At 43.7% G+C, this 24,565-nt stretch carries 20 protein-coding genes; 9 read left to right on the plus strand and 11 right to left on the minus strand.

Annotation, left to right across the window (positions count from 1 at the left end):
* Positions 1-2 precede the first annotated feature (2 nt).
* On the plus strand, positions 3-1,178 hold the full coding sequence (locus ACOJQI_RS06075) for a thiolase family protein (protein WP_421384119.1): 1,176 nt from the start codon (positions 3-5) through the stop codon (positions 1,176-1,178).
* Between the two features lie 35 nt (positions 1,179-1,213).
* Here the strand turns inward: ACOJQI_RS06075 and ACOJQI_RS06080 are convergent, their stop codons facing one another.
* On the minus strand, positions 1,214-2,188 hold the full coding sequence (locus ACOJQI_RS06080; protein ID WP_421384120.1) for a quinone oxidoreductase family protein: 975 nt from the start codon (positions 2,186-2,188) through the stop codon (positions 1,214-1,216).
* Between the two features lie 314 nt (positions 2,189-2,502).
* Here ACOJQI_RS06080 and addB point away from each other — a divergent pair, with 314 nt between their 5' ends.
* The 3 genes from addB (at position 2,503) to ACOJQI_RS06095 (ending at position 10,204) form a co-directional block, all read left to right on the plus strand.
* On the plus strand, positions 2,503-5,991 hold the full coding sequence (gene addB, locus ACOJQI_RS06085) for a helicase-exonuclease AddAB subunit AddB (RefSeq protein ID WP_421384121.1): 3,489 nt from the start codon (positions 2,503-2,505) through the stop codon (positions 5,989-5,991).
* Complete coding sequence (gene addA, locus ACOJQI_RS06090; RefSeq protein WP_421385402.1) at positions 5,984-9,760, plus strand: helicase-exonuclease AddAB subunit AddA; 3,777 nt, start codon at positions 5,984-5,986, stop codon at positions 9,758-9,760. Before addB ends, addA begins: the two co-directional genes overlap by 8 nt.
* 135 nt (positions 9,761-9,895) lie before the next feature.
* On the plus strand, positions 9,896-10,204 hold the full coding sequence (locus tag ACOJQI_RS06095) for an HNH endonuclease (RefSeq protein WP_421384122.1): 309 nt from the start codon (positions 9,896-9,898) through the stop codon (positions 10,202-10,204).
* Between the two features lie 21 nt (positions 10,205-10,225).
* On the opposite strand, the gene ACOJQI_RS06100 is transcribed toward ACOJQI_RS06095, so the two are convergent.
* The 6 genes from ACOJQI_RS06100 to ACOJQI_RS06125 are packed head-to-tail and all read right to left on the minus strand — an operon-like array spanning position 10,226 to position 12,197.
* Complete coding sequence (locus ACOJQI_RS06100) at positions 10,226-10,444, minus strand: spore germination protein (RefSeq protein WP_006837409.1); 219 nt, start codon at positions 10,442-10,444, stop codon at positions 10,226-10,228.
* Between the two features lie 42 nt (positions 10,445-10,486).
* Positions 10,487-10,897, minus strand: coding sequence for a spore germination protein GerPE (locus ACOJQI_RS06105; protein WP_421384123.1), 411 nt, complete (start codon positions 10,895-10,897; stop codon positions 10,487-10,489).
* Positions 10,898-10,903: 6 nt separating this feature from the next.
* Positions 10,904-11,083, minus strand: a complete 180-nt coding sequence (locus ACOJQI_RS06110) for a spore gernimation protein GerPD (RefSeq protein ID WP_421384124.1) — start codon at positions 11,081-11,083, stop codon at positions 10,904-10,906.
* A complete protein-coding gene (gene gerPC / locus ACOJQI_RS06115; RefSeq protein ID WP_421384125.1) occupies positions 11,058-11,705 on the minus strand; it encodes a spore germination protein GerPC in 648 nt (215 codons plus the stop codon). The genes ACOJQI_RS06110 and gerPC overlap by 26 nt, the downstream gene beginning before the upstream one ends.
* A gap of 22 nt (positions 11,706-11,727) precedes the next feature.
* Entirely contained in the window at positions 11,728-11,964 is a 237-nt protein-coding gene (locus ACOJQI_RS06120) for a spore germination protein GerPB (protein ID WP_421385403.1), read from the minus strand.
* A gap of 11 nt (positions 11,965-11,975) precedes the next feature.
* Positions 11,976-12,197, minus strand: a complete 222-nt coding sequence (locus ACOJQI_RS06125; RefSeq protein ID WP_421384126.1) for a spore germination protein — start codon at positions 12,195-12,197, stop codon at positions 11,976-11,978.
* A gap of 129 nt (positions 12,198-12,326) precedes the next feature.
* Here ACOJQI_RS06125 and ACOJQI_RS06130 point away from each other — a divergent pair, with 129 nt between their 5' ends.
* From ACOJQI_RS06130 to ACOJQI_RS06145, 4 genes are all read left to right on the plus strand, one after another.
* The gene (locus ACOJQI_RS06130) at positions 12,327-13,511 is read left to right on the plus strand and encodes a DUF418 domain-containing protein (RefSeq protein WP_421384127.1); all 1,185 of its coding nucleotides are present in this window, start codon (positions 12,327-12,329) and stop codon (positions 13,509-13,511) included.
* Positions 13,512-13,544: 33 nt separating this feature from the next.
* Entirely contained in the window at positions 13,545-14,450 is a 906-nt protein-coding gene (locus ACOJQI_RS06135; protein WP_421384128.1) for a fumarylacetoacetate hydrolase family protein, read from the plus strand.
* A 101-nt stretch (positions 14,451-14,551) separates the two neighbouring features.
* Positions 14,552-14,923: a YisL family protein gene (locus ACOJQI_RS06140; protein WP_421384129.1), complete on the plus strand. Its 372-nt coding sequence runs from the start codon at positions 14,552-14,554 to the stop codon at positions 14,921-14,923.
* A 217-nt stretch (positions 14,924-15,140) separates the two neighbouring features.
* Positions 15,141-18,068: an EAL domain-containing protein gene (locus tag ACOJQI_RS06145; RefSeq protein ID WP_421384130.1), complete on the plus strand. Its 2,928-nt coding sequence runs from the start codon at positions 15,141-15,143 to the stop codon at positions 18,066-18,068.
* 299 nt (positions 18,069-18,367) lie between these two features.
* Here the strand turns inward: ACOJQI_RS06145 and ACOJQI_RS06150 are convergent, their stop codons facing one another.
* The gene (locus ACOJQI_RS06150; RefSeq protein ID WP_421384131.1) at positions 18,368-18,928 is read right to left on the minus strand and encodes a DUF2777 family protein; all 561 of its coding nucleotides are present in this window, start codon (positions 18,926-18,928) and stop codon (positions 18,368-18,370) included.
* Between the two features lie 176 nt (positions 18,929-19,104).
* On the opposite strand from ACOJQI_RS06150, the gene asnB reads away from it, so the two are divergent.
* Positions 19,105-20,952 carry an asparagine synthase (glutamine-hydrolyzing) gene (gene asnB, locus ACOJQI_RS06155; RefSeq protein WP_421385404.1) on the plus strand — a complete coding sequence of 616 codons (1,848 nt, stop codon included), beginning with the start codon at positions 19,105-19,107 and terminating at the stop codon, positions 20,950-20,952.
* 94 nt (positions 20,953-21,046) lie between these two features.
* On the opposite strand, the gene ACOJQI_RS06160 is transcribed toward asnB, so the two are convergent.
* From ACOJQI_RS06160 to ACOJQI_RS06170, 3 genes are all read right to left on the minus strand, one after another.
* Positions 21,047-22,420: an ammonium transporter gene (locus ACOJQI_RS06160; protein ID WP_421384132.1), complete on the minus strand. Its 1,374-nt coding sequence runs from the start codon at positions 22,418-22,420 to the stop codon at positions 21,047-21,049.
* Positions 22,421-22,517: 97 nt separating this feature from the next.
* Complete coding sequence (locus tag ACOJQI_RS06165) at positions 22,518-22,859, minus strand: P-II family nitrogen regulator (RefSeq protein WP_421384134.1); 342 nt, start codon at positions 22,857-22,859, stop codon at positions 22,518-22,520.
* A gap of 166 nt (positions 22,860-23,025) precedes the next feature.
* Entirely contained in the window at positions 23,026-24,372 is a 1,347-nt protein-coding gene (locus tag ACOJQI_RS06170) for an MATE family efflux transporter (RefSeq protein WP_421384136.1), read from the minus strand.
* Between the last annotated feature and the right edge of the window lie 193 nt (positions 24,373-24,565).

Below are 24,565 nucleotides of genomic sequence, written 5' to 3' on the forward strand. Positions count from 1 at the left end.
AAATGAAAAATGTAGTGATAACTTCTGCGTTCAGGACTCCTGTAGGAGCTTTTGGCGGAGCATTCAAGGATCTGCTGCCGACAGATTTGATTGTACCTGTCATGAAGGCAGCTGCAGAAGACAGCAAATTGGGGCCGGGAGACATCGATGAGGTTATTCTTGGACACTGTATCCAAAGGACCGACCAACCAAATACAGCCAGGACAGCGGCTCTCTTGGCAGGTTTTTCGGATTCGACTACGGGCTATACAATTCAAAGACAGTGTGCAAGCGGAATGCAGGCAGTCATTTCTGCCTATATGCAGATTCAAACAGGCATGTCGGACATTGTTCTTGCCGGCGGTGTAGAGGCTATGAGTTCAAGTCCGTATGTCATGAAGGGACATCGCTGGGGGCAGCGCCTTCAGCATGGTGAAATCCGGGATTCGGTATGGGAAGTTCTTGAAGATCCGATCCATGGGATCATGATGGGCGAAACTGCGGAGAATCTTGCTGAGATCCATAACATAACGAGAGAGGAACAGGATGAATTGGCAAAGCTGAGCCATGAGAGGGCTGCAAAAGCTGCGGAAGAAGGTTATTTCGACAGCCAGATTGTGCCGATTGAGGTTAAGTCTAGAAGAGAAACGAAAACCATCACCAAAGATGAAGGGCCGCGTGCAGGATTAACTACGGAAAAACTGTCTGGTTTGAAGCCTGCATTCCGAAAAGGAGGTACAGTTACAGCAGGGAATTCCTCAAGCCTTAATGATGGAGGAGCCGTACTGATCATGATGTCTGAGGAAGAGGCGGCAAAGCGGGGAATCAAACCTCTTGCCAGAATTGCAGGCTGTTCAGTTGCCGGTGTTGATCCGAAAGTCATGGGAAGAGGCCCGGTTCCAGCGGTGGAAAAAGGTTTGTCTAAAACAGGATGGACCCTCGAAGAAGCTGATCTCATAGAAGTGAATGAAGCTTTTGCTGCACAGTATATCGCGGTGGAGAAAGAACTCGGCCTGGACCGTAACAAAACCAATGTGAATGGCAGCGGGATAAGTATAGGTCATCCTGTAGGTTGTACAGGTGCAAGGATTGTGGTTTCGCTGGTTCATGAATTGAAAAGGCGTGAACTGCACAAAGGGATTGCATCCTTATGTGTAGGCGGAGGCATGGGAGCCACAGTCTTTATCGAAGCATTATAAGGAAAGAAAGCCCGGATTTGCCGGGCTTTCACCATTTACTCCACATTCAATATGATTTTCCCTTGATTTAACCGGTTTTCCATCAATTCATGTGCCCTTGCGGCATCCTCCAAGGGAAATTCGTGTCCTACTTTGATCTTGAGCTGTTTTTTGACTAAGTAAGGAAATACTTCTTTTGCCGTCTCGTGCAGGAGTTGGGGCCTTTCTTTTCTAGTCGTTCCCAAACTGAATCCCAGAACTGAACGGCAGCTTGAATGAAGATCTGAAGTGAGGATTTTTCCTGCTTTTCCACCTGAATTGCCGAAATGAATCAATCTGCCATAGGGAGCCAGGCAGTTCAAACTCTTTTCAGTAACACCTCCGGCAACTGAATCCAATATGATATCTGCCCCTTTGCCATCAGTTATCGAATTGACAGCTTGAGAAAAGTCTTCCTCTTCATAACAGATCACAAAGTCAGCTCCGCTCTCTTCCGCTATTTTTCTTTTTGCAGTATTTCCTACTGTGCCGATGACCGTTCCAGCTCCCAGAAGTTTGGCCAGTTGTATCGCTGTTGTACCGACTCCACCGGCGGCTGCATGAACCAGCACTGTTTCCCCTTTTTGAATACGGGCGACATTAAACAGCAGCCGATGAGATAGAAAAGAAACAACTGGACACGAAGCGGCGGTGGTAAAATCAAGTTCATCGGAGATAGGGAAGACTAATTCTTGAGAAGCTACTGCAAATTCTGCATAAGAACCATTCTTAGGAAAAGCGATGACTCTTTGACCTTCGTGCAAGCCGGAAACCCCTGAACCTGTCTTTTCAATATACCCAGCTGCATCAAGGCCTGGAATAAAAGGAAGTTTGCCCCCTTTTTTGCCGTATCTTGATTTGATGTCTGCGAAATTCACACTCGTTTTCACGACTCTGATTAAAACTTCATGATCTTTTATCGATGGAACATCTGCAGAGGCCATTTGAATAAACTCAGTGCCTCCGAATTCTGTTACAATTACTGCTCTCATGGCATTCATCCTTTTACGAGATTACCGAACTCCGGCACTAACTATATTTGACATTTCAGAACTGAATCCTCTATTCCTGTAAAATATGTCAGGCCACCCTGCCCGCGTTTACGTTATCTTCAAAGACCAAGAAATTTCCAGTGATAATGGGACTGTGGTTCCCGACAGAATGAAAGCAGTGTATTATAATGGACCTAGACATTTTTTTGGCATACCTCATGGATATAATTGAATTTAAACAGCTAATATTGTAGAAAGATTCGAGATTGGGAAAAAATCCTTTATAAATAGATAAAAAAACAGGGAGTGGGAATATGTCGGTCAGATTTATTTTGGGGCGTGCCGGAACAGGCAAAACCAATATGATTTTGAATGAAATCAAAGAAAAACTGAGACAGGAACCAAATGGGAGTCCTGTCATTTATCTTGTTCCAGATCAGATGACATTCCTTTCTGAATATAATTTGGTGAATGAAGAAGGAATCAATGGGATGATCCGTGCACAGGTGTACAGCTTTACCCGCCTTGCCTGGAGAATCCTGCAGGATACAGGGGGACTTAACAGATATCATCTGTCCAATATTGGTCTTAATATGCTGATCCGAAAAATCATCGATGACAAAAAGGACCAGCTGAAATTATTTTCTCGTGCATCGGACAAGGCAGGTTTCATTGAGCATGTAGAAGTGATGCTGACCGAGTTCAAAAGATATTGTATTTCACCGGAAGAACTCTCCGGCAAAAGGGAAAGCTGGAATGAAAGCGGACAAGAATCCAAGGCGTTGGCGGATAAACTTCATGATTTGCAGCTGATCTATGACAGCTTTGAAGAAAACCTGTCGGGAAAATATATCGATTCCGAAGATTATTTTACTTTGTTGGAAGAATCAATCGGGAAGTCGGAATTTCTACAGAATGCCGATATTTTTATTGATGGCTTCCATAGCTTTACACCACAGGAATATGCAGTGATTGGCAAGCTTATGGATTACTGTCCACGGGTTACCGTTTCTTTAACGGCTGAACCAAATTCGATTCATAGCGGACAAACAGACTTGTTCAGGATGACCTCGGAAACTTATGAGGCGCTGTCACAGCTGGCGCAGGCCTCCAGGGGAGGAATTGAAGACAAGGTTGTGCTTGGACAAACGAGCCGCTTTCAAAATAATGGACTCCAACATATAGAAGCAAACTTTGAAAAGAGACCGGTCATGCCGTTAGAGGAAGAAACCGGAATGACCATCCTTGAAGCATCCAACCGAAGGGCGGAGATTGAAGGGGTGGCAAGGGAGATCAGGCGCCTTGCCCGTACGGAAAGTTACCGTTATAAGGATATGGCCGTGCTTGTCCGGAATGGACAGGAGTATCAAGATATTATCGAAACGGTCTTTTACGATTATGAAATCCCATACTTTATCGATCAAAAGCGGAAAATGCTGAATCATCCGCTGATTGAGCTGATTCGTTCAACATTGGAAATCATGAACAGCAACTGGCGGTACGAACCGGTATTCCGTGCAGTCAAAACCGATTTGCTGTTTCCGTATGACCGCAACCCCCAGCAGCTGCGGGAGAAGATGGACAAGCTGGAAAACTATGTCCTGGCATACGGAATCCAGGGGGATAAATGGACGAGGAAGGATCGCTGGATCTATCGGAGGTTCCGCGGTCTGGAGCAAGCGGATATGCCGCAGACAGATAGAGAAAGAGAAATGGAGCATGAAATCAATGAACTAAGATTATTTATCTCTGCGCCGATCCTGCGTTTCGGACGAAGACTGAAAAAAGGCCGGACAGGACAGGACCTGTGTGAAATTCTTTATCTTTATCTAGAGGAACTTGATATTCCCGCCAAGCTGGAACGGCTTCGCCTTGAAGCGGAGAGCCGAGGTGATATCATTTCGGCAAGGGAACATGACCAGGCCTGGAACGCCGTGATGGATCTACTGGATCAATTTGTAGAAATCTTGGGGGATGAGGAAGTCACAGTTAAGAAGTTTGCATCGATCATTGATGCCGGGATTGAATCGATGAGGTTCTCCCTGGTGCCTCCTGCTGTGGACCAGGTTATGATCGCCAATCTTGAGCAGTCAAGGCTGGCAGATCTCCGGGCGGCCTTTGTTATAGGAGTGAACGATGGGGTCCTTCCCGCTAAAATTACAGAGGACGGGATTTTTTCAGATGAAGACCGGGATAAACTGAACGCGGCCGGGTTAACGATAGCGCCGGGAAGCAAAACCCGACTGCTTGATGAAGAGTTCATTGCCTATAAGGCATTCACAACTCCATCCGAAAGACTCTATGTATCCTATCCGATTGCGAATGAAGAAGGAAAAGCACTTTTGCCGTCCCCATATATTAAAAGATTGTCAGAACTTTGCCCTGAGGCAGAAATCAGTCTGCTGGTCAACGATCCATCCGAGCTGCCAAGGAATGAACAGCTTTCATATGTGTGCCATCCAAATGTAACGATTTCCTATCTGACATCAGGTCTTCAGGCGAAAAAGAGAGGCTATCATATAGAAGACTTCTGGTGGGACACCTATAATTACTACATCTCTGACCCTGCATGGAAAGGCAGTGCGAAACATATTTTGTCCAGCCTGTTTTATCAAAATAAAGGGAAGAAGCTTTCCGAGGAAACGAGCCAGGCATTGTATGGTGATGAAATATTGGCAAGTGTCTCAAGAATGGAGCTCTTCCATGGCTGCCCTTTCTCTCACTTTGCGAATCACGGACTAAAACTTCGCGAAAGGGATATCTACCGACTGGAAGCCCCTGATATCGGGGATATGTTCCATGCCGCATTGAAGTGGATATCAGAAGAGATTGATAGAAACGGATTCTCATGGAAACAGTTGACGAAAACCCAGTGCCTGGAGCTGGCCAGGGAAGCGGTGAAGTCACTTGCACCGAAGCTTCAGCATCAGATTCTGTTAAGTTCCAACCGTCATCACTATATCAAGAAGAAGCTGCAGGATGTCATAGGGAGAGCGTCACTCATTTTGAGTGAGCACGCCAAAGCGAGCGGGTTTGCTCCAGTCGGGCTTGAACTTGGATTCGGTCCGCAAGCGGAACTGCCACCGTTTGCGTTCACCCTGAAAAACGGAACGAAGATGGCTTTACAGGGCAGGATTGACAGAGTCGATAAAGCGGAAAGTGATGAAGGGGTCTATTTGCGGATCATTGATTATAAATCAAGTGCGAGAGACCTCGATTTAACGGAAGTATATTACGGATTATCACTTCAGATGCTGACTTATCTGGACATTGTCCTTACCCACTCACAAAAATTGATTGGGGCAGACGCCCACCCTGCGGGAGTATTTTATTTTCATGTTCATAACCCGATGGTAAACAGTAAAAAAATCCTTACACTTGAAGAGATTGAAGAGGAAATCTTCAAGAGTTTTAAGATGAAAGGCTTGGTACTGGGAGAAACAGATGTTGTCCGGTTGATGGACCAATCACTAGAATCCGGCAGTTCAAATATCATTTCAGCTGGTTTGAAAAAGGATGGTACCTTATCTTCCAGAACGAAAGCTGCTGACAGAGATCAATTTGACGTTATGCGTTCCCATGTGAGGAACTTGTACAAGAAATCAGGCGATGATATCATGTCCGGAAAAACAGATATCGCTCCATATAAATTAAAAGACAGAACACCTTGTCAGTTTTGTGCCTTCAAACCGGTTTGCCAATTTGATTCCTCTATGGAAGAAAACGAATATCGTATTTTCACCGAGGGAAAACCGGCAGATTTACTGCAAAAGATGAAAGGAGAAGAAGATGCCCATGAATAATAACCTTCCTGTAAAGCCAGAGGGTGCCACTTGGACAGATGACCAATGGAAAGCCATCTGGGCAAAGGGCAGAGATATCCTTGTTGCGGCTGCAGCCGGGTCCGGAAAGACGGCTGTCCTGGTTGAGAGAATCATCCAGAAGATCCTCGACAAAGAAGACGGTATCAATGTGGATGAGCTTCTTGTCGTGACATTCACCAATGCTTCTGCAGCTGAAATGAGGCATCGAATCGGAGAAGCACTGGAGAGAGCGATTACTGCCGATCCGGGGTCGTACCATCTCAGGAAACAGCTAAGCCTGCTGAACAGGGCATCCATTTCCACCCTCCATTCCTTTTGCCTTGAGGTCATCCGCAAGTATTATTACATGATAGATATTGATCCGGGTTTCAGGATTCTTGATGATACCGAAGGGGAACTTTTAAGAGATGAAGTCCTGGATGAGCTATTCGAAGAGGAATATGGAAAAGAGAATAATGAACCTTTTTACAAGCTCGTGGATACGTTCACAAATGACCGCAGTGATGCAGCGCTGCAAGATATGATCCGCAGGCTGTACGACTTCTCGAGGTCGCATCCGGACCCGGATGCCTGGCTGGGTAATCTCGTGGATATGTATGATGTAGAGGAAGAAGGGGACCTTGAGTCCCTGCCTTTCATTGAAGCGCTGAAATTTGATATTTTACTAAGCCTTAAGGGGGCCGAGGCTCTGTTTCAACAGGCATATGACCTTGCGAAGGAGCCGGGGGGCCCGGCACCCAGGGCGGAAAACTTTCTGGATGACCTGGCATTGACCAAGCAGCTGAGTGCTTCTTTCCAAAATTCATGGAGCGAAGGGCAAGCGTTATTTCAAAGCATTAAGTTCTCCAGGCTGAAACCTTGTAAAGGCGATGAATATATTCCTGAGCTTGTAGAGGAAGCAAAGGCACTCAGGGACAAAGGGAAGAAGATGGTAGAGAAAATCGCGGAAGATTTCTTCTCCCGAAAGCCCGAGACCTACTTAAGAGATATGAAGAAAATGAGAGGGGTAGTTTCCTCGCTTGTTGAAGCAGTAAAAGGATTCAGCAGGAAATTCAATGCATTAAAAAATGAAAAAGGTGTAGTTGATTTTGCTGATCTGGAACATTACTGTCTGGAAATCCTGACAGACTCAGAAGGGGATGGAGGGATAAAACCTTCATTTGCAGCAATGGAATACAGAAAGCAGTTTAAAGAGGTGCTGGTCGATGAGTATCAGGATACCAACCTGGTACAGGAATCAATCCTGGGACTCGTCACTGCGGATGAGGAGTCAAGAGGGAACCTCTTCATGGTAGGGGATGTAAAACAGTCAATCTACCGATTCCGGCTGGCAGAACCAAACCTTTTCCTCGGTAAGTATAACCGCTTCACCCCGGCTGGTGAGGAAACGGGAATGAAAATTGATTTATCGAGGAATTTCCGAAGCAGAATGGAAGTACTTGAAGGAACTAATTTTCTATTCAAACAGATCATGGGAGTCAATGTGGGGGATATCGAGTACGATCAAGAGGCCCTGCTGATCAAGGGGGCAGCTTATCCTGAAGATGAGGAGTACCCGATTGAAGTTGCTGTCATTGATCAATCGGATGATGAAGTGCCGCAAGCTGAAGGGAGTTCCGAGCTGGAAGGCCTCGTATATGATGAAGCCGATTTGGAAAAATCAGTGGTTGAAGCTCGGTATATGGCCAGGAAGATCAAAGAACTCATCAGTGAGGGCAAGCAGGTTTATGATGCGAAGGCAGGCCGCCATAGGAAGCTTCAATACAGGGATATCGTCATCCTTCTCCGGTCAATGCCCTGGGCTCCGGAGATCATGGAGGAGTTCAAGAAACACGGCATACCGATCTATGCCAATCTATCATCTGGATACTTTGAGGCGACAGAGGTTGCCATTATGCTTTCGTTATTGAAAGTGATCGACAACCCCTATCAGGACATACCGCTTGTATCGGTTTTAAGGTCGCCGATCGTTGGCATTGATGAAGAGGGGCTTGCGGAAGTCCGGATTCATTCAAAGTCCGGAACCTACTATGAAGCGGTCCGGAAATATATCAGTAAAAAATCGAATGAAGTCAGTAATGAAGAAGTTCATGATAAATTAAGCGAGTTTTTATCCAATTTGACGGTATGGAGGACAAAAGCACGCCAAGGGGCACTTGCTGACTTGGTTTGGCAGCTGTACCGTGATACCCGTTTTTATGACTTCGCCGGCGGTATGCCCGGCGGCAAACAAAGACAGGCAAACCTCAGGGCTTTGTATGACCGGGCACGCCAATATGAAGAGACATCCTTCCGGGGACTATTCCGCTTTCTCCGGTTTATTGACCGGATGCGGGAACGCGGTGACGACTTAGGGGCAGCCAGAGCACTTAGTGAGCAGGAGGATGTGGTGAGGATGATGACCATCCACTCCAGTAAAGGTTTGGAGTTCCCTGTTGTATTTGTCGCCGGTTTATCGAGGCAATTCAATCTTATGGACTTGAATCAATCCTACTTATTGGATAAGGAGTTCGGATTTGCCTCAAAATATCTTGATCCCGAAAAGAGAATCAGTTATCCTTCTTTGCCGCAGCTTGCTTTTAAGAGGAAAAAGCGCCTCGAAACGATTGCGGAAGAGATGAGGGTGCTGTATGTTGCCCTTACAAGAGCGAAAGAAAAACTGTATTTACTCGGAACAGTGAAAGATGCTGAGAAATCGTTGAAGCAATGGAGTTCTGCCGCGAGCCATAAAGAATGGCTTCTTCCGGACTTTGAAAGGGCCAAGGCGTTAAGCTTTATGGACTGGATCGGTCCTTCCCTGATAAGGCACCGTGACTGCAATGGTCTGAATGAAGGCCGGCCGGCCATATCGTCACTTCCGTCTGAAATCCATGAACACCCTTCATGCTGGAAATTGGATATCATCCCTAAATCTCAGTTCATGATCCTGGAGGAAGAGGGGGATGATGAGGGTACTGATTGGCAGGAGAACGTAAAGGCGGGACTTCAGGTTGATAAGGAATCCTCCGATAAAGAAGAAGTTGTTGAAAGGCTTTCATGGAGATATCCCTATCCGGAAGCAGCAGTGCTTCCTTCTAAACAATCGGTTTCAGAAATCAAAAGAATGTTTGAAATTTCAGATGAGGCGAGCAGTGACAGGATGGTTAGGAAAATTCAAAAACCTGTTTTCAGACGACCGAAATTCCTTCAGTCCCAACAACTGACACCAGCTGAAATCGGAACAGCCATGCACATGGTCATGCAGCATATATCGTTTGCCGAAATGCCTGATCAAGCCTCGCTCCAAATAGTCTTGGACGACCTGAGGCACAGAGAGTTGCTGACAGAAGAGCAGGCAGAAGCGATTGACCAAGATAAAATCCTGGCGTTCTTTGAGAGTGAAATGGGACAGAGGGTCCTAAGCGCAGGAGAAGTTCACCGTGAGGTTCCATTCAGTATGGCTGTGCCTGTTCATGAAATTGATGCCTCTGCATCTGCAGAGGATTCAGAAACTGTCCTTGTCCAAGGGATCATCGACCTCATCTTCAGGGATGAGAAAGGTCTTGTCCTGCTGGATTATAAAACAGATAGTATAGATGAACGGTACAAAGGCGGGTATGAAGAAGCCAGACCGATCCTCCTTGATCGGTACCGTGTCCAGGTGGGTTTGTACACGAAAGCCATTGAAAGGATATGGAAGGAAACTGTGAATGAACGATACCTTTACTTTTTTGATGTTGCCCGTGAATTGAAAGTGGAAAAAGAGTAGATAAACAGAGTGCCCGGGAGTTTACTCCCGGGCACTCTGTTATTTTGGTTATACTATGGTCAAACAAGGGAAAACACAGGAGAAAACTGAGAATAAACTTAACCCAACTTGAAGACTAAGCAGGGGGTGATTAGGATGGGGAAAAATACTGTGGGAACGTGTGAGCTCTGTCTTAGGGAAGAAGTCGAGACAACCAGGCATCATCTTACACCCAAGGAAGAAGGCGGAACGTTCCTTCCGACAGCCCAGCTATGCAGAGCGTGCCATAAACAAATCCACTCACTTTATACGAATGAAGAGCTTGCAGCAAGATTATCGACAATAGAGAGCCTCGGGAATGATGAAAAAATAGCGAAATTCATTAAATGGATACGGAAACAGCCTGCCACCAAACTGGTCAAATCCAAAAAATCAAATGAAAGAAAACAAAAGGGAAAGCGATGAAATGAATTCATCTGCCTTCCCTTAATTATTGCCTGCAATCGGCTGGTCAATGACATTGCAATCGAAGGTTGTGTTTGCACTGAATACATTATACGTAAGCTGGAATGGACCTGTATTGAAACCGCCGGAACCTGCAGTAGTCTTTTGGCTGGATTTAGGAGAAATTATTCCGGCATCCCCGAACTGGACATTCCCTCCGCCTACACTCAGAATCTGGACAGGGCCTATTATAGCCGGCATATAAAAACATCCTTTATTTTCATATTGAGTTATATTCCTAAGTTATGAAGAACTCTGGGAAATTGTTAATTCTTCTACTACTTCTTCTTCACGGGGCCTGAGCTGCCTTACATTCTTCACTCTTGATTCCATGAATACATTGCAGGTTTGGCCAATATGGATAACTGATGAAAAAGAGGTACCGATGATATCAATTGTGTTGACCACAATCGGCCTCTCATCTAATTTTATTAAATTTACTGGGACAGTGGGCTGCGGAAGGGGAATCGGTTCACTATAGATGGGATACTGACTGAAATCTCCTTCACTAGAAAAGAAAATCTCCCTCTCTCGCTGCACAGCAAATGCTCTTTGGTACGAAGTGATCTCTGTAGAATCCCCGATTTCAAGTACAGCACTGAAGGAAATTGTCCTCAGTTTGATATCATTCACTATGGAGTATCGATAACTCATCAATCATCATCCTTTTGGAGTGAGCGGTACAAACGGACCAATGAGCAGTGACTCTGCCGGTGTATCGAACGTAGAGGCAAGCTGGATGGTATTCGCATCACCGACAAGAAACAGAGAAGAACTGGCTACTGCTTCAATCTTTACAGAATTCACACATAACTCACGATTGATTACTTGGAGGTTCATTGTTTGCAGCTCCTTTCAAGTTATCCGGAAGGTTTGCCATGAAGGAATAAATTGCATTATTAATATCCGTTTTGACCTTAGCCAGAATCTTGTCCTCAAAGGAGGAGGTGTCTCCATTCTGTATCTCTTGCTGCCGTGGCATCGTTTGGATATAAAATTGAATCCTTTGGGCAATCTGTTTTTTGATGTCCTCTTTTATTAACGAGTGATATGAATCATCCAATGAGGTGCCTAGTTGGAGTTCGGTATCACTGATGATTCCCGGAACTTCTTTATCGATATAGTCAATCACTCTGGGCATCAATGAACTTTGGATGTCTTCCGAATCAACCTGCTTAACTGGGGGAACGGGGACAGCCGGATTAGGATTTGTTTCCACAGCAAGGTCCTCGATTTTTTCCATATCACTGGGATTCAATCCGATATTAAGGGTTCCCTCAAGGGTCTCAACCTTTAATTGGTCAAACTTATATTCAATCCGTTCCACATTGATGGAAGGTTTATCTTTAAGAGAAGAGACTTCTTTCTGCAGCTCATCGATGATTGCCTCAAGGTTCTGTATTCTTTTGTTTAAATCAGCGATATATTGATATATCTGTTGAAATGTATAATACTGCTGCATATTGTCACCTCTTTCTCTAAAGTTAACTTGGTGAAGGGGAGGCCAGTGGCACGACTATATCTTCTGCGCCTGCACTCAATGTTGGCGGTTTCCCGTTTTTTACAGGCTGTGGTGCAGGTTCAAGGAATCCCCCTGTGTTATATAAATATGAATTGGGCAGGATCTGGCCTGAGGTACCGATTTGAAAAACGGAAGAATTGGACATTCCGCCGATTTTGATCATCTGTATATGAATGGACTGTTGAACATAAAGTTTCATCATCATCACACTCACAAATTTAAGTAGTTTCCTTGATCAAGAGTATCATCATCGATTGTGTAGGTAACAGAACTTTCATTGTAGACGGAAATTCCTTCTCCGGTGATGAATGAGCCTGCTCCTGCAAAGGTTTTGGCACTCGATACAGGTCTTATCTGGAATACGTCCCCAATATGGAAGACACCGCTTGAACCTACACTGACAACTTGAACAGCTCCTACAAAAGCCGGCATACTGTTCACACCTTTTCTACTGTATTAGATACTGTATCTTATGAGAAAAAGCGGTGGATGTGATAATCGCCTAATTATCCAAAACAGGTTACAATAGGGAATAGAAAAGTTTAAGAAGGAGACAGAATCATGCAGGTACTTCAACCGGTTGCTAAAAAAGAAAGAATACTTTCATTGGATGTGATAAGGGGCTTTTCGTTATTGGGAATATTCATTATTAATATGATTTCTTTTCATTCACCATTTTTGTATATTGACCAGTATTCCTGGTGGAAAGCGCCGGAAGATCAACTGGTCTTTCCCTGGATAGATATCCTTGTTCAATCCAGTTTCTATCCGCTGTTCGCCATGCTTTTTGGATACGGGCTGGCCATTCAACAAGAAAGGTCACTGGAAAGAGGGACTAATTTTTATCCGCTTGCTGTCAGGCGCCTTCTTGTTCTTTTACTCATTGGGTGTGTACATGCATTTTTGATTTGGTCCGGGGACATCCTGTTCAATTATGCTTTATTCGGATTGCTCTTACTTTTATTCATGAAAATGTCCGGCAAAGCACTCATCTGGACAGGTTCATTGTTATTTTTGCTGCCCCAGATGTTCTTCAGTATTTTAATGCTTCTAGTGAGTTTGACAGACCAGACAGGTGTGGCTTTTTATTCAGACCTGACGAACATTACAAATTCCATAGAAGCGTATGGGAATGGAGGATTTAAAGAGATCTTCCTTCAGAGATTTGAAGATTGGTATAATGTAAATGGACCTGGAAATATCATATTTTTGTTACTTTCGATATTACCGATGTTGATGATTGGTGCGGGTGCAGGTAAATTACATATCCTTGAACGGATAACAGAAAACAAAAAATTATGGATAACATTATTGGTGATATTCTCGAGTGTGGGACTTCTGCTGAAATCACTTCCGTTTACAGTAGAAGCAAATGTCGCCTACTCCTATATTCAGGATATGTTTGGAGCTCCATTCTTATCAGTATCATATGCGATTCTATTGGCATTATTATTGATTAATCGAAAAATTTCAGTAGTCCTTAAGCCTTTGGCTGCTGCAGGAAGAATGTCGCTGACCAACTATCTGGCTCAATCGATCATTGGAACCCTGATATTCTATAATTACGGATTGGGTTTATATGGAGAAGTGACTTTGGCGACTGGAACATGGCTTGCAGCAGGAATATTCTTCATACAAGTGATCATTTCTGAATTATGGCTTTCAAAGTTCGGTCAAGGGCCGATGGAGAAATTATGGAGAATCCTAACCTATAAAAAGGTGCAGAGCAAGTCTTTTGGAGAATGATTTTAATAATTACTTATAAAGGCAGGGTGAGTCATGAAACTTTTATCGTTTGAAGTGAATGGAGAGGAACAATTTGGTGCGGTAAGAGAAACAGGAAAGACCATCTGGAATTTGAAAGAGCTTGAAAAAGAATATGATGGTAAACACGAGCTGCCGCCTGCATTGCTCCATGTCATCCAAGGTGGAGAGGATTTCTTGAAACGGGTCACGGAATTGATTAACTTCGGCAGTGAGCTCAAGGACCCGTCCCGATTTTTATACGATTGGGAGGACGTCATTCTTCTGTCTCCGATCACCAAACCTGTAAAGAATATCATGTGTGTCGGCAAGAATTATCGTGAGCATGCAATTGAAATGGGCAGTGAGGCAGATATTCCAGAACATATCATGATCTTCACAAAGGCCACCACTTCAGTAACAGGTCCATCGGCGATGGTCCAATCCCACGCTTCCTTAACATCTCAGCTGGATTACGAAGGCGAGCTGGCCGTCATCATAGGTAAAAAAGGAATCAATATCTCTGAGGAAGATGCCCGCAGCTATATTTTTGGCTACACAATCCTGAATGACATTACGGCAAGGGATCTTCAAAAGAAGCATAAGCAGTTTTTTCTCGGAAAAAGTCTTAATACTACTTGTCCAATGGGACCTTATATCGTTACAGTAGATGAAATTCAGGAGCCGGAATCGCTATCCATCAGGACCCTTGTGAATGGTGAGGTCCGTCAGCAGGCTAGTGTGAGCGACATGATTTTTCCAATAGAAACAATTATAGCAGAGCTGTCAGCAGGGATGACGCTTGAACCTGGGGACATCATTGCAACAGGGACTCCTTCAGGGGTCGGAAAAGGTTTCAAGCCTCCTAGATTTTTGAAATCCGGAGATAGAATAGAAATTACCATAGATAAAATCGGCACTCTGACCAATACCATCAAGTAGAAGTTACAATATTATGTCGGAACCGGCTATAATTCGTGCTGGTGAAGGCGAGTATGGTAAGATAATGAGGATGTTAAGAAATGATCAAGGAGGATTTGAACATGTTTGATAATACCCATGCCCATATTACCACTTGGGTGATCGGCATTATTTTGTTCTTTGCAGCAGTGTATTTACATAAGAGCGGCAAGAAGAAGGCTATGAAAATTGTTCATATGACATTGAGACTGTTTTACCTGTTGATTATCCTGACCGGAGCTCTTTTATTCTGGAAGCACCAGGGAGTCTTCCCGATGCAATACGGTTTAAAATTGCTTGGTGGATTATGGGTGATTACAATGTTCGAAATGATCTTAGTCCGAATGAACAAAGGCAAGAGTACAGGTATTTTTTGGGCTCAATTGATTATAGCCCTCATCGTGACCATCTATCTGGGAGTTTGGCTTCCATTGGGATTATGGTCCCTGGCATAACAAGTGTTAAAGGTTGTCCTCAAAAAAGGGCAGTCTTTTTTTTAGGAAATCGAACAGAATCGCAAATTTCTTCATCATTCACCAAAAATATCGAAAATTCTATACATTAAACCTGAAAATTATGGTATTTTTGATATAAGAAATGAACTATTAATCTGCTTATACATATTTAAAGAATCTGAATAACATAGATCGGTACAAGAGTGGTGGTGTGTCAATGGCTAAATCATTCAATCATAGATATTCTTCACAAGAGGAACTGGTGCGGTACATCAGCTGCAATGACATAGATATGTACCCGACTGTTCTGGTGCAAATGTTCCTGGGACAAGCTTCCATGGATGAGGCAAAGAGCCTGAGAGCGGAAGTCCTTTCCGTATTGCCGCGAGCTGCCCTTATTGGGTGCAGTACCGAAGGACAGATCATGGATGGTGAAATTATAAATGATGTTCCTGTTTTGTCCTTTACTGTGCTGGAGGAAACGGAAGTGGTTTCTAAACTTATAGAAGTGAATGGCGCCAGTGATGGATTTAATACAGGCAAGCGGCTTGCTGAAGAACTTGTTGATATGGAAACGAAGGCCGTCATCATATTTGCAAGTCATTTAAACTTGAACCTGCACGGTATTCTTGAAGGGTTTCACTCTGTGACGCCTCAAATTCCCGTAGGGGGAGGAGTGTCAATCGACATTGCGGGCAAAAAGCAATCCATTGTGATGACCGAAAACGGGGAATCAAAGAACGGGGTGGTTGCCGCAGCTTTGAATAATTCGAATCTGCACGTTCAAACGTTCATCAATGAGCAATGGAAAGAAGTAGGAAGGCCGCTGACTGTTACGAAAGCAAAAGGTGCAGTCATAGAAAAGATTGATCATCAAAAGCCTTTGAAGGTATTAAAGCATTATCTGGGGGAAAGTTTTGTTTCCCGTCTTCCGGAATCAGGGGTGGAATTTCCTTTCCTTGTCAATCGAAAGGGGACTAGTTCAACGTTGTTTCCATTAAGAATCAACGATAATGGCTCCATGGAGATGAGTAAAAAGGTAAACCAAGGGGAGAGTCTTACTTTCGCGATTGCCGATCTTGAATCTATTGTGGACTGTTCACTAAAAGAATTTAACCGCTTAAGGAAAAAACCGGTTGAAGCTATGTTTGTTTTTAATTGTGTGGCCCGTAAGCAATTCATTAAAGATTTCGCTGAGTCTGAAATGGAGATGATGGGGGATATCTCGACTATATCCGGTTTCTTCTCACACGGAGAAATCCTGATGCATGAAGAATCAGTCCCTGATTTGTATTCTCATTCCCTGACTTATTTAGCCATTTCTGAAAAGGACAATTTGCAGTCTCTGGATTTGGAAAGGTTCCAGTACACCCTAACACCAGAGGGGAATACAAGGGTATCCTTAACCCAGCTGATCAATGCCTCCTCATATGATATTCAGAAACTGAACGAAAACATCCAAATCTCTGAGGAATACTATCGTTCCTTGTTTGAAAACAATACGGATTTTGTCTATTCAACGGATTTGAAAGGAAGATTCAACTCTGTCAACCCTACATTCCTTAAAACGTTTGGTTATACGGAGGATGAATTGATCGGTAAATTATCAATATCATTTATTTTTGAAGAAGATGTCCCGCGTATCAAAAGGCATTTTTACAGGACGCTGTCCGGAAAAGAGCAGTTTTATGATGTCTGGATTCCATCCAAATCAGGAGAAGTTCAGTTATTTCATATTAAGAATATCCCGATTACCGTTGATGGAGAGTGTGTAGGATTATTTGGGATTGGTAGGAATATTACTGAGCAAAAAAAGACAGAAGAAAAAATTACTCAATTAGCATATTTTGATGCTGAAACCGGACTTCCCAACCGGGTTAAATTCAGGGAGTTGACGGAAGAATTCATTGAAAGGGCTAAAAAGAAAAAAAGAAGGCTGGGTATTCTTTTTCTGGATATCGATCGTTTTAAATTGGTCAACGATACACTAGGGCATTCTGCCGGTGACCGAATCCTTATCGAATTGGCGGAAAGGATTAAGAATGTGCTGCCTAAGGGTGCCTATCTCGGGAGATTCGGCAGCGATAAATTTACTATCCTGATCAGTAAGAATGTCAGTGATGAGAGGGTCAAGCAAGTAGCCGAATCCATTGCTGAACACCTGCAGATGCCGATCATACATGGTAATCAGGAATTTTATATTAAAGCAAGCATTGGGGTTGGATTGTATCCTGACCATGGAACGGATCTATCGGATTTACTGAGAAATGCTGATACTGCACTCAATTGGGCGAAATCGAATGGCGGAAACCAAATCGTATTCTATACTAATGAAATGAATGTAAAAGCCATGGAAAAGGTTAAGATGGAAAGTTATCTCCGCAAAGCTTTGGAAAGAGAAGAACTATGCATCGTGTATCAGCCAATCGTTGAGCTGAGTGGAAGAAGAGTCATTGGGGCTGAGGCATTGCTCAGATGGAACCACCCTTATTTAGGTGTCGTTTCTCCAATGGACTTCATTCCTTTAGCAGAAGAAACCGGACTGATAGGGCCAATCGGCAGCTGGGTGCTCAGGGAGGCCTGTAAGCAAGCGAAGAAATGGCAGGAAGAAGGGTTTCCGGATTTTTATATCTCGGTAAATGTATCAGCCAACCAGTTTCAACAACCTTCATTTACAAATGAAATCAATCATGCTTTGCAGATATCGGGATTGTCCCCTGAGAGTTTATGCCTTGAATTGACAGAAAGTGTGATGATTCAGCATTCGGGTCATACAATCGACAGGATGGAAGAGCTGTCAGCTTTAGGAGTGAAAATTGCCATTGACGATTTCGGGACAGGCTATTCTTCCCTGGGCTACTTGAAACATCTGCCGCTTCATGTGTTGAAAATAGACAAGTCATTCGTGCAAAATATTGAAGAAAGCAGTCCCGACTATGCCATTGTCCAAGCGGTTTCAATGATGGGCAAGGGATTGGGGATGCAAGTGGTCGTAGAAGGCATTGAAACCAGCGAACAACTTATCCTGGTCGACAACTTGAATTGTGATCTTGGGCAGGGGTACTTCATATCCCGCCCGGTTTCAGCGCAGGATATGGAAAAGTGGATGAAGAATTCCCAAGCATTTTTAATGAGCAATGGTTAATAGGATACGGGGTGTGAAAACATTTTGGGCGTATGGATACTTTGTGTTGTAATAGCGGTAATCTCCATATTTGTTTTATATGTAAAAGCTGCTTTCAGCCACCGGCACACACCTTTGTTAACTCAAAAAGAATTGAAGGAAGCGATTAAACGTCAAAAGGAAGAGGAAAGAAAGTCCTTTGACTGAACCAAAAAGCTGTTTGCCTCAGGGCAGCAGCTTTTTGTTTGTAGATTCAAGGAATAGTAAAAACAAAAAAAGAAACTGGGGGATCCCAATTTCTTCTTTTCCAGTCAGCTTCCTTATTCAAACTTTTCGATAACAATCCTCTTTCCTGTACTTAAGGTGAATTCAAATCGGTCACGCTGCTTCTTATAGTAAGTAAAGTGGTGTTGGACTGAACAAACATTTTCTCCGTTATCAAACGTCAAAAAGTTCACCCCTTCTCTTATTTTCCTGTTCTCAAGGAAAGAGAGGTGATTATGACAGAATATACAGTCATATAATGAGAAATCAAGAGAATTCAGGCTCGTCAGGAACTGAAAAAAAGAATCATCATTCAATTCCTCAATCAGCATTTCCAATGAAAAAATCAATGATTTTTTGATACGGATGGTCTCAGTATCTTTGAGATTCATTTTGTCATAGGCAGTTTTAACAATGCCATCAGGCTCTAATATACCTCTTTCCCAACCTTGTTCCCGGTAAATTTCGACCTCCTGCTGTGTATAAAATTCCAGGTCCGTTGCTTCATCCAACTCATCATCAAAAAATACCCATTGATTATGAATGTATTCTACAGTTCCTAGTGTGTAGGAGCGATTTTGCCGCTGAAGGAGCTTTTTTCTATACAGGTTATTCACCCATTTCCCCCCTTATTGAAGATGTTATATCAACATTATCTACATTTTGGGTCTAATTTAGCATATTCATTTAAAGTAAATATGAAATAAGACAATTAACCATTTTCTGAAGATTGCATATGATAATCCATATTGCATCTAGCCCAATTTTGCCTGGAATAGAAAGGATGAAAAGCATGTGCGGAATAACAGGATGGATCAACTATAAGAGAGATTTGCGAAGTGCGGGAAAAGTTTTGGAGTCCATGACTGAAACGCTGTCCAAAAGGGGACCAGATGATTCGAATGTATGGCTGGACACCCATGCGGCATTCGGCCATAAGAGGTTGACGGTTGTGGACCCGGAAGGCGGAAAGCAGCCAATGGCAAAAGAAAAGGCGGGGCAAAGGTTTGTCATTTGTTATAACGGAGAGTTGTACAACACAGAAGATATAAGAAGAGTGCTGCTTTCGAAAGGTTATACATTTAAAGGGCATTCTGATACAGAGGTGCTTTTGACTTCCTATATCGAATGGAGGGAAGAATGTGTAGATCATTTAAACGGGATCTTTGCATTTGCTGTATGGGACAGTCAGAAACAGCAGGTATTTATCGGAAGGGACCGGCTTGGGGTCAAACCCTTATTCTATTCAGAAAAAGACAATGGACTCTTGTTCGGGTCTGAATTGAAGGCTTTACTGGCGCATCCATCAGTAGCTGCAGAAGTGGATAGAGAGGGATTGGCGGAAGTTCTTGGTTTGGGGCCGTCACGTTCACCAGGATCGGGAGTTTTTAAAGGTGTGAAAGAATTGAGGCCCGGGCATGCGATGACCTTCTCCAAAAATGGTCTGAAGATCTGGAGATATTGGAATGTGAAAAGTGAGGAACACACCGACAGTTTCGATGAAACCGTGGAACAAGTCGGCTTTTTGGTAAAGGACAGTATAACGAGACAATTGGTATCAGATGTCCCGCTTTGCACATTTTTGTCGGGTGGACTCGATTCAAGCGCCATCACAGCGATTGCAGCAGAATCGTATCAGCGGGAAGGGAAAGGAAATCTGCATACGTATTCTATAGATTATGAAGGCAACGATGAATACTTCAAGTCGAATAAATTCCAGCCTGACTCTGATAGTAAATGGATTAATATAATGTCAGAGAAGTTTCATACCATACATCATAACTGTATCATTACACAAGAAGAATTAAAGAACCATTTGACAGAGGCTGTACATGTGAGAGACCTGCCCGGTATGGCGGACGTTGATTCATCCCTGCTATGGTTCTGCAGGGAAATCAAAAATGAATTTACTGTTGGATTATCAGGGGAATGTGCAGACGAGATATTCGGCGGTTACCCATGGTTCCATAATGAAGAAGATTTTAAGCGCAAAGGCTTTCCGTGGATGAGATCAGTAGAGGAAAGACAATCCTTATTAAAAGCCGACTTGCGCAAGAAATTGAATCTTGAAGAATATGTTCTTGCTAAATATACTGAAACGGTATCCGAAACACCTGTACTGGAAGGGGAAACTGCCATTGAAGCCAAGAGAAGAGAATTGTTCTATCTCAATATCATCTGGTTCATGACCACCCTTCTGGATCGAAAAGACAGAATGAGCATGGGGGCAAGTCTGGAAGTAAGGGTGCCGTTTGCCGACCACCGCCTGGTTGAATATGTATGGAATATTCCTTGGAAAATGAAAATGCATGAGAACCGGGAAAAGGGGATCCTTAGAAAAGCACTTGAAGGAACGCTCCCAAATGATGTCCTGTACCGCAAAAAAAGTCCATATCCAAAAACGCATCATCCAGTCTATACCTCGCTGGTAAAAACATGGCTTGATGAAATACTGCAGGATAAATCAAGCGCGTTGTATGAACTTTTTGACCATCGACAGCTGAAATCCTTAGTTGAAACAAACGGAGAAGCATTTAAAACACCATGGTTCGGCCAACTGATGACGGGACCTCAGCTCCTCGCTCATCTGGCGCAGATACATGTGTGGTTCAAAGATTATAATATTAATATTGTAGATTGATCATAATACAGAGCCCATACCCTTTTGAAGGGTATGGGCTTTCTTAAATAAAAAAGCCCCTTCAGCTTGCTGAAGGGGAAACTTTAAACTTATATTAATGATACTGTTTCTTTGTAGATGTACCGCTCAAACCATCGAGTTTACGGACCAGCTCTTTTCCAAAAGCGGTATTTGGCTGATTAGAATGGGAAGTCAGGACGGTTTCGCTTAGTTCATAAGCCGTAGCTCCATGCTCGGAAAAATCGAGGCCGGCCAATTCATCCTCGCTGGATACACGGATGCTGTCAGCTTTGTTCACAAGGAATATCACGGCACCAGTAGAAACAGCGACCCAGAGAATCACTGCTGCTGCCCCAAGAGCCTGAGTTCCTAAAAGGGAAGCATCTCCTCCATAGAATAATCCGTTGCTGACATCGAAAAACCCGATCGCCAGTGTTCCCCAGATACCGCAAAGCCCATGTACAGCGATCGCTCCCACCGGATCATCCACCTTTAATTTCACTTCAATGAACCTGACACCTTCCACGAGCAGGACTCCGGCAACTAATCCGATGAAAATGGATCCGCCGATTGAAACATTGGCACAGCCCGCGGTAATTCCGACTAATCCCCCTAAGGCACCGTTCAACGTCAAGGAAGGGTCGATACGATTATAGCGGAAGACTGTGTAGAACGCTGATGATAGAACTGCCGCTGAAGCAGACAGCAATGTGGCGGTAATGACACGCGGGACAAGTTCCGGATCCGCTGCGAGGGTGCTGCCCCCGTTAAATCCGAACCAGCCGAACCATAGGATGAAGACGCCGAGTGCTCCAATAGGGATATTATGGCCAGGGATGACATTTACTTTTGAGTTTGTATATTTCCCGATACGCGGTCCAAGGAAAAGGACGGCAACGAAGGCGGCTACAGCACCGCTCAGGTGAACAACCGTGGAACCTGCAAAGTCAACAAAGCCAAGTTCTGACAGCCAACCGCCGCCCCAGACCCAATGGCCCACAACAGGATAGATAACACCAGTGATGACAACGGTGATCAGCATATAGCTTCTCAGTTTCATCCGTTCAGCTACAGCTCCCGATATGATCGTTGCACAAGTTGCTGCAAATACGGCCTGAAAGACGAAAAATCCGATATCATCGCGTCCTGCCAACAAGAATCCATCCGTTCCTGTGAGCCCGTTAGCTGAGCTTCCAAACATTAATCCAAAACCGACCAGAAAATAAAGGATGGAGGCTATTGAAATTGTCAAAAAGTTCTTCATCAGGATATTAAGGGTATTCTTAGAACGGGTAAAACCTGATTCAACCATTGCAAAACCTGCATGCATGAAGAAAACCAATAGAGCGGCGACCATTACCCACATGCCATCAACGGATGTCTGGACACTTTGGGCGGTAGGGGCAGCGAAGGCGGGGGTGGCGGTTAACAAAAGAAAAGCAGATAAGCACGACACTTTTTTCAGCATTATTTTGTTCCTCCTGAATTTGTGATTGATACAAGGCAAAAGGGCGGGTGGATGTTTCTGTTAGACGAATATAGAAGTGTATTAGCGGGCAATCGTTCTAAATAAAGGCTTGCTTTCCTCGTTCTTTGGAACGGATCCGGACAACTTCCTGAATGTCCGATATGAAAATTTTGCCGTCACCTACATTTCCGGTTGAACAGTACTGGCAGATCAAATCAACAATTTCCTCTGTCTCGCCATCTTCTACAATCATTTCAACCCTTACACGAGGAGAAAGAGCAATTTCAAATGTGTTTCCGCGGAAAAGGCCTTGTTTTCCCTTTTGTTTTCCGCAGCCTGCAGCTTCAGAAACTGTTAAACCGTTAAATCCACTGGCGGCCAGCCCTTCTCTAAGTGCTTGGAATACCTCCGGCCGGATAATGGCCTCAATTTTCTTCATTCTTTTCATCTCCTTATTTACATGTGAGAAAACCTAACATGTTTTAGTTATGGTTTATATCATATTCTGAATTGTTTAAAAAATCAACCAATAAATTTTAATGAAAGCGATTTAATGTTAAAAAAGATAACAAAAAGAGTGGAGACTAGTCTCCACTCTTTTAAAATTACATTGATTCTGCTTTGTCGATAAAATTTTTCTTCATCCAAACTTTTGACCGCCATCTCCTGAGCATAATCAGTCCACGGAGCCATTCATCAGCAATGAAGGAAATCCAAATACCGATTAACCCGAGACCAAAAACAATTCCCAATAAATAGGACAGAAGGACGCTTACTCCCCACATAGAAAGAATTCCGATATAAACGGGGAACTTTACGTCACCAGCTGCCCGCAGTGAGCTGATGACGACCAAGTTAAAGCTTCTGCCCGGTTCAAGTATGATGGTCATCCAAATGAGTATGCTTCCTAGGTAGATGATCTCCTGATTGCTGGTGAAAATCCTTAAGAGCTGTCCGGAGAAAAGAGCAAATATGACGGCCATGCATAAAGAAATGATGATTGAGATTTTAAGGCTCTTAATACATCTTTCGTAGGCACCTTTGAAGTCCCTGCCCCCGACCATATGGCCGATCATGATCTGGGTTCCCTGGCTGATGGCGAGAGCGAACAGGAATATGAACATCATCAGGTTCTGTGCATAAACTTTCGTTGTTAGAGCTTCGGTACCCATGATAGCGATGAAGTAGGTGATGGCCATCTGTGAACCGTTGTAGGAGAGGTGCTCTCCTGCTGAAGGGATTCCGATTCTTAATAGATCTTTAATGTGCTGGACCGGGAATAACTGCTTGATGGAGAAGATCCCAGGAATCCGCTTTACAAGAACAAATGTTATTGCCGCAAGTCCGATTGTCCGGCTGATTACCGTCGAGATTGAAACCCCTTCTACTCCTAAAACTGGAATTCCGAAAGGACCGAAAATGAACAGGTAGTTACCGATGATGTTCAAGATGTTCATGCCTATCGTTATATACATAGCATCTTTAGTAAACTCATAGCTTCTTAGTGTTGCGCCGGCTGTCATGATCAGTGCCTGGATAAATGAGAAACCACCAACAATGGTTAAATAAGAGGAAGCTTCACCGTGCAGTTCTTGAGGGATATCCATCAGGTTTAGGATTTGGTCGTTGAAGACAAAGATAAGGACGCTTAATACGAATCCAAAAAGGAGGTTGGCACCCAATGAAACAACAGCAACTTCCCGGGCAGTATGTGTTTTGCCGGCTCCCAGATTCTGTGAAACGAGTATGGAAGTCCCGGTAGCTACAAACCCAAACATGACAATGATCAGGGATAATACCTGATTCGATACACCAACAGCCGCAACGGAATCATCCGAATATTGACTCAGCATCAAGGTGTCGGCATTTCCCATCAGCATATGTAAAAAAATCTCTATGAAAATGGGCCAGGTCAATGCATATAGACTAAGCTTTTTCTTATCTAAACTCATGATGCCATTCAACTCTTTCTTAATGATAGTTTAATAGGTAAACAAAGTTATGGTTTCTTAATTATAACTGATAATCCCAAAGAAAGTTCGGAAATTGAAATAAATTTTAAAACTTATTCTGCAGAATGGATGCATAACTTTGTCTTAAAAGAAAAATCCCCCCGGAAGCCCAACATATGACCGGGAGGGAGTG

The organism is Bacillus salacetis, assembly GCF_049177075.1.
Lineage (GTDB): Bacteria > Bacillota > Bacilli > Bacillales > Bacillaceae_B > Rossellomorea > Rossellomorea salacetis_A.